The organism is Peribacillus sp. NPDC058002, from assembly GCF_042886655.1.
GTDB classification, from domain to species: domain Bacteria; phylum Bacillota; class Bacilli; order Bacillales; family DSM-1321; genus Peribacillus; species Peribacillus aracenensis.
In genome coordinates this window covers 1-6,598 of sequence record NZ_JBHVQU010000198.1, presented here as the reverse complement: position 1 = coordinate 6,598, position 6,598 = coordinate 1, and the positions used below count along the sequence as shown (strand labels likewise).

Annotated in this window: 6 protein-coding genes; 4 read left to right on the top strand and 2 right to left on the bottom strand. The window is 38.4% G+C overall.

Features of this window, described 5'->3' with window-relative positions; all coding sequences use genetic code 11:
* Positions 1-322 precede the first annotated feature (322 nt).
* Positions 323-1,639 (top strand): MFS transporter, encoded by a 1,317-nt coding sequence (locus ACFVSH_RS21385; RefSeq protein ID WP_387599461.1) that lies wholly within the window; start codon positions 323-325, stop codon positions 1,637-1,639.
* Between the two features lie 52 nt (positions 1,640-1,691).
* On the opposite strand, the gene ACFVSH_RS21380 is transcribed toward ACFVSH_RS21385, so the two are convergent.
* A complete protein-coding gene (locus tag ACFVSH_RS21380) occupies positions 1,692-2,108 on the bottom strand; it encodes an organic hydroperoxide resistance protein (protein ID WP_076366919.1) in 417 nt (138 codons plus the stop codon).
* Positions 2,109-2,289: 181 nt separating this feature from the next.
* On the opposite strand from ACFVSH_RS21380, the gene ACFVSH_RS21375 reads away from it, so the two are divergent.
* From ACFVSH_RS21375 to ACFVSH_RS21365, 3 genes are read left to right on the top strand one after another with little or no spacing between them, the layout of a single operon-like run.
* Positions 2,290-2,673 (top strand): GntR family transcriptional regulator, encoded by a 384-nt coding sequence (locus tag ACFVSH_RS21375; protein ID WP_387600255.1) that lies wholly within the window; start codon positions 2,290-2,292, stop codon positions 2,671-2,673.
* Positions 2,670-3,569 (top strand): ABC transporter ATP-binding protein, encoded by a 900-nt coding sequence (locus ACFVSH_RS21370; RefSeq protein ID WP_387599464.1) that lies wholly within the window; start codon positions 2,670-2,672, stop codon positions 3,567-3,569. Before ACFVSH_RS21375 ends, ACFVSH_RS21370 begins: the two co-directional genes overlap by 4 nt.
* A complete protein-coding gene (locus tag ACFVSH_RS21365) occupies positions 3,544-5,511 on the top strand; it encodes a DUF6449 domain-containing protein (protein ID WP_387707711.1) in 1,968 nt (655 codons plus the stop codon). Before ACFVSH_RS21370 ends, ACFVSH_RS21365 begins: the two co-directional genes overlap by 26 nt.
* 99 nt (positions 5,512-5,610) lie before the next feature.
* Here ACFVSH_RS21365 and ACFVSH_RS21360 read toward each other — a convergent pair whose 3' ends face one another.
* Positions 5,611-5,814 carry a cold-shock protein gene (locus tag ACFVSH_RS21360; RefSeq protein ID WP_061462203.1) on the bottom strand — a complete coding sequence of 68 codons (204 nt, stop codon included), beginning with the start codon at positions 5,812-5,814 and terminating at the stop codon, positions 5,611-5,613.
* Positions 5,815-6,598 lie beyond the last annotated feature (784 nt).

Here is a 6,598-nt window from a genome sequence, read left to right as displayed (position 1 = left end):
GAATGCTGCATTATGAAGCTTTCAGGGAAATCGCTCCTTGATCTTTTAGCGTAGATAGCGAACAGTACAAGTATGGTTAACAAGATAATAAGAATAAATGCAATCATCTTTTACACTCCTATTAGGCACATTATTTTAAATATCCTTTACCCAAACTTAAAGAATATAAAGAAGAAGTCAGCAGCTAAGCGTCATTTCATAATTTTACATGTTAGTCAGGAAAAAATCATGTTTTACACAATGTTATAATCCAGACTTAAAGGATTTATTGGAAAGGTATGGAATACATATAATTTAAGCATCTATAAAGGAGGGAAAGCGGATGGAATTGCAGGTGAAACCGAGGTCTAAAAAATGGAAGGGGAATTTTGGTTTATATTTTTCCCTGCCCATTCTCTCTTGGGCGTTTTACGATTTTGCCAATACGATTTTTTCTTCTAATATCAATACCATTTTCTTTCCATTCTTCCTCCAGGAACAGATTGGGGAAAATGCCGTTCTTGATCAGATTGCAAGTACCTTCATCTCCTACGCTAATGCGATTGCCAGTTTGTTTCTTGTTTTATTTTCCCCGCTGTTTGGAGTCATGATCGATCGAACGGGAAAAATGAAAAAATACATTATAATTTTTACACTCATTTCTGTTGTATGTACATTTTTAATGGGGGTATTTGGAGGGGCTTCGTTCGAAGGAAAGCTTCTGGGCATTCCAATTTCTTTAGCAATCGTCATTCTTTTATTTGTGATAGCAAAGTTTTTCTATCATTCGAGTCTTGTTTTCTATGATACGATGATGAGTGATTTAGGCACGAAACAGCAATTGCCGCTTATATCAGGATTTGGAGTGGCGGTAGGCTATCTTGGAACGTTAGTGGGACTGTCGATCTATCCATTCATTAGTAAAGGGAGTTCACATGAAGCCTTTATTCCAACGGCCATTTTATTTCTGGTTTTTTCCCTTCCTTTATTCTTTTTTTTAAAAGAGACTCCAAAACAGCAAAAAGCGAAACAACCTTTTTTATCAGGTTATAAGGAAATTAAATCAACATTTAAAGAGATGCAATCCTATCGATCGGTTTTTACATTCATGATTGCTTATTTCTTTTTAAACGATGCAATTGCAACCACTATCGGCATGATGGCCGTATATGCCAAGACTGTTGTTGGATTTTCCTCAAGCGGATTCATTTTGCTTTACTTGGTATCGACAGTTTCGAGTATTGCCGGATCGTTTCTGTTTGGATATATCACGCAGTCGAAGGGTCCGCGGCTAGCTGTGACATATGTGGGAGTTCTGCTCATGGTCGCTTTATTTATAGCAGTCTTCGCACAAACGGCTCTTTGGTTCTGGATTGCAGGGAGTATGTTCGGCATTTCACTAGGTTCGATGTGGGTGACATCACGGACATATATCGTTGAATTGACCCCGGTAGGGAAGAGGGGGCAATTTTTTGGACTATTTGCATTTTCCGGAAAAGTTTCTTCCATAATCGGTCCGCTTTTATATGGGACGATAACGTTGGTATTCCATGACCTCGGTACATTGGCGAGCCGGATGGCATTAGGGTCACTGATCATCATGACAGTATTAGGCCTGGGCTTTCTTTTGAAGCTGAAGGGATTGGAAGAAGTGAAATAGTAAAAAGGGAATGGAGCCGGCCTTAATGCCGTATCCATTCCCTTGCATATTTTTATACTAAAATCAAGGTGACATCGACGTTCCCGCGAGTTGCTTTTGAATATGGGCAGGTCATGTGAGCTTTTTTGGCAAAGTCTTCGGCTTCTTCCCTGCTTAGGTCCGGGATCGAAACATCCAACCTTACAGCCAATTTAAAACCACCGTCTTCCTCATCTTTACCGATCGTGACATTTGCCGTCACGGAAGTATCGACTTTTTTCTTTTCTTTTTGCAGAACAAGATTCAAGGCACTGTCAAAACATGCCGCATAACCGGCTGCAAATAACTGTTCAGGATTTGTAGCGCGCTCACCGGAACCACCTAATTCCTTCGGTGACCTCACATCGAAATCCAGAATCCCGTCCTCTGATTTTACATGTCCCTCACGACCACCGTGTACGGTAACTGTAGCTGTATATAATGGTTTCAATGAAAACAACTCCTTTGTTTATTCTTATTATCTTTAGTTCCCTACTGTAAGTCTTGTTAAACAAAATGAAAGCAAATGTATGGATAGTATTGTTTGAAATTGGTTTTAAAATGGAAGATACTGTTTTATAATGTACTGTATTAGGAGATGTAATACACCCATTTGTCAGGAGGGGTTGATGATGTTTGAGTTGGATGTCCAAAGTGGAAAGCCGATATATGAGCAATTGATGGATAAGTTTAAGGAACTAATGATCAATGAAGTTTTACGGGAGCATAATCAGCTTCCATCCATACGAATATTGGCTCAGGAATTGACCATCAACCCAAATACGATCCAGAAAGCGTACAAGCAGCTTGAATCTGATGGGTTTATATATACATTGCCAGGCAAAGGGAATTTTGTGGCACCTCCTAAATATTTGAAAAACTCATTAAAAGAAGAAAAGATCAGAAACGAGCTCTCAAAGGTACTCGCGGAAGCTCTGTATATCGGAATCGATAAACATGAAATTTATAGATTAATAAAGGAAATCAGCCCATTGGTAAAGGGGGGAGAATCATGATTGAATTAAAACAGGTGAGTAAATTATATGAAGGAAAAGAAGCGATCAAAAACGTCACCTTAGTCATACAAAAAGGCTCCATATTCGGGTTATTAGGTTCAAATGGGGCGGGGAAAACGACTTTATTAAAAATGCTTTCAGGCAATCTGATACAGGACGCAGGTGAAGTTCTTATTGATCGATCGTATGTGTTTGAAAACCGTGTAGTGAAAAATCGTTGTTTCTTCCTTCCTGATACACCTTATTTCCTGGCTAACTATACGATCATGCAAATGGCAGGTTTTTATACTCATATTTATAGTGAGTGGAATCAAGAACGTTTCTATCAATTACAGGAAATATTCCAGATCCCCATCCAATCTAAAATACATAAACTATCGAAGGGGATGCAGAGACAGGTTGCTTTTTGGCTCGCACTCTCGACGATGCCGGAAGTTCTCATCCTGGATGAACCGTTTGATGGATTAGATCCGGTCATGCGTAAAAATGTGAGACAGTTGTTGATTCAGGATGTCTCGGAAAGGGATATGACGATTTTACTATCGTCCCATAATCTCCGGGAAATTGAAGATTTAGCCGATCATGTAGGGATTTTACATAAGGGTGAGCTTGTTATCGAGAAGGATTTGGATGACTTAAAAGCGGATGTACATAAAGTGCAAATTGCCTTCAAACATAAAATTCCTCACGGATTATATCGCGGAATTCAAATTCTTAACAAGGAAAGACGCGGCAGCGTGATCGTTTGCATCGTTAAAGGTAAAGAATCCGTGATTAAATCGCACTTTAATCAGTTTCAGCCAGAAATATTAGATATTCTCCCACTTACTCTGGAGGAGATATTCATTTATGAAATGGGGGATATCGGTTATGTCATCCAGAATAACCTGGTTTAATAGAGAACTGATTATCTATATTTTCAGAACCACTGGCTGGATTGGCTTCCTATCTCTCGTAGGCCTCATTTTTGCCCTGCCTTTGAAAATGTTAGCGATTATCTTGAATGAGAACAATGAATATGTGGAATTCGAAAACCTTTTTTCCTGTCAGCAGATGATACAGTTTGTCTTGGTCATCGTTATTCCAGTATTACTTGCCATCTTCCTTTTTCGGTTCTTACAAATGAAACAAGCTTCAGACTTTATTCATAGTTTACCGATTACTAGACGCAGCATCTACGTTCATATGATTGGGACGGGAATTGGCTTCATGGGTTTGCCGATTTTACTTACAGGTTCAATATTGATATTATTTCACTCGGCTATTGATATAGAAAGGCTATATACCATGACGGATATATGGTCTTGGATGGGGACTACATTTATTTTGGAAGCTTTGATCTTTTCTGTTGCCGTTCTTGTTGGAATGGTGACGGGATTATCAGCATTTCAAGGATTGCTGACCTATATTTTTCTTGCTTTGCCGGTGGGGCTGTTTGTTTTGTTTGCAGCCAATGTGAAGTTTTTGATAGCAGGATTTTCTGCAGATTATTATCTAAGTGCCAATATGAATGGCATCTCCCCCTTATTAGCAGCAACGGAGATGGATAAAATCACTTTTTTCTCTATTAATACATTAATTTATAGTATATTAACCTTTCTATTTCTGATCTGCTCTCTTTTTCTCTATGAGAGGAGAAAGCTGGAGCATGTGTCGCAGGCATTTGTTTACCCGAAGATCAAGCCATTATTTAAATTCGGCCTGACATTATGCATGATGCTGTTTACTGGGCTTTATTTTAGCGAAACGACAGGTGAACCTGGGTGGATTTTCTTCGGATATGCTGTCGGTTCTTTGCTTGGATATTATTTAGGGGAAATCGTCCTGCAAAAGACTTGGCGAATACGGGTCAACCTGAAAGGTTATGTAGCATTTATAGTGGCCATCATTGTGCTGGCACTCATTATAAGAATAGATCCCCTTCAGTATAAGGCCAAGATTCCTGATGAAAAGATGATTAGCCAAATTTATATTGGCGATTCTCCTTTATTTTTTGAAGATGATGACACGTCGAATAAAGCTTTCAATCATCTTAAAGAGAAGGAAAATATAGAAGCGATCAGGTTATTGCATCAGGAAATTATCGATAAGGGTAAAAAGGTTTCCATTGGTGAAGTGAATGATGGGCAATCCGTATTTCTGATGTATGAACTCAAGAATGGAAAACGGTTAGCAAGAGAGTATCATTTGCAAAATTACGACTCATACATGCCACTGTTGGCGAAAATATATGAGTCGAATGAATATAAAAAAATGGTTAACGAGTTATTGAATGTATCCGCTGTAGACGTTTCTAAAATTAAGATAACGGCGAGCGGACAAGTGGACAAATCAATAACGATCACGGACGGTCAACAGCTGGAAGCTGCTGTAAAGGCATTGTCGGAGGATCTGAATAATCAATCGTTCGCCCAAATGACATCTTCTTTTGGCGATTATGCCTCCATCGAAATTCTTTTGAATAATAACAAAACCATTTACATGAATTGGGACTCTTCATATACTCAGTTTTCAAAATGGATGGAAAGTACCGGCCAATTTGAAAAAGCGCGGTTAATGGCTGATGATATCTCTTATATCCTGGTTGCGAGAACCGATTCGAAATTTTATCATTCGAAATCTGAAGGTGAACTTGCACAGCAGATTGAACAACAGCCAAATCGCATGAAAATCAAGACAGCTTTGGAAATCGAGACGGCCATTGATAATGCTCAGATCGATTGGGGCGGAGAGTATTCAGCTGCCTTTTATTATAAAGAAAGCAGAGATGTGGATATCAAGAGTTTTTCTGGCGAGCACATTCCCGGCTTCATTTTGGATCATTTTAATGAAAGATAACGTGAATATTTTGCTTTTAAACATATACAGGAAAAGAGGCCGCCCAATATGGCGGCCTCCTTTTACATTGCCTATCAAATATGTTTGTGTATCTATGCTTTAGAGTTTTACGACGTTTTTAGCTTGAGGTCCACGGTTTCCTTCTTCGATCTCAAATTCAACCTCTTGACCTTCATCAAGGCTCTTGAAACCTTCTCCTTGAATGGCGGAAAAATGAACGAAAACATCATCTTCGTTTGGCACTTCGATGAATCCAAATCCTTTGTCACTATTGAACCATTTCACTTTACCTGTTACTGTCATTCGATGAATCCTCCTAAAAAGTTAAAAAATATTAATGGTGAAGATTTTACCTAGATGGAAAAATCAATTTCACACATTATCCAGCACCCTCATTCAAGTTAAAGTCATCATTCGAAGATGATTGATAATATGTGAAAGCCTAGAGGGAAAATTAATCCACTAACCTCTGGATCAATTTCCAGTTTTTTAGTATATACCCACCTTTATAAAGGATAAAACAAATGGAAGCAAATTATACATTCCCGTTTGGGGAAAATAATTTTAAGAAGGTTTAATAAGGGGAAGCATAACGGTATTGCCGTGCAGGAATTTCCTCGATAGAAATTTGACAGGGTTGCCATGTCCAAGAGCAGTAGCCTTGATGGTTGAAATAAGGAAAACTATTTGGCATTAAGTTTTTCACGAAAATAATCGGGTATAGTTTAGAAAGAAAGGACTGATGAAATGAAGAAATTATTAAAAAGGGCCCTTATTTTTGCTGCTCCCATCATATTCAAGGAAGTAAAGAAACGCTGGAAGAACAAGCGGGATCAAAAAGCGATTAAAACTGCAAGGTAAATGTTAAACGATGAATAAATGAACGGTAACCATATGGATTAAGATAAGGGGCGCTGATTAAGCGTCTTTTGTTTTGCCATCTGAACAAATCCTCTTATGGTGTTTCATTCACCTCTACATCTTTCCTTCATATCGTGTTAAAATAGAAAGGTTGATTGACAAGAATGCAGAGTAGCCAAGGCTCATGCCTTATGATATATTTTTTCTTACATATATTGTGTAGGAT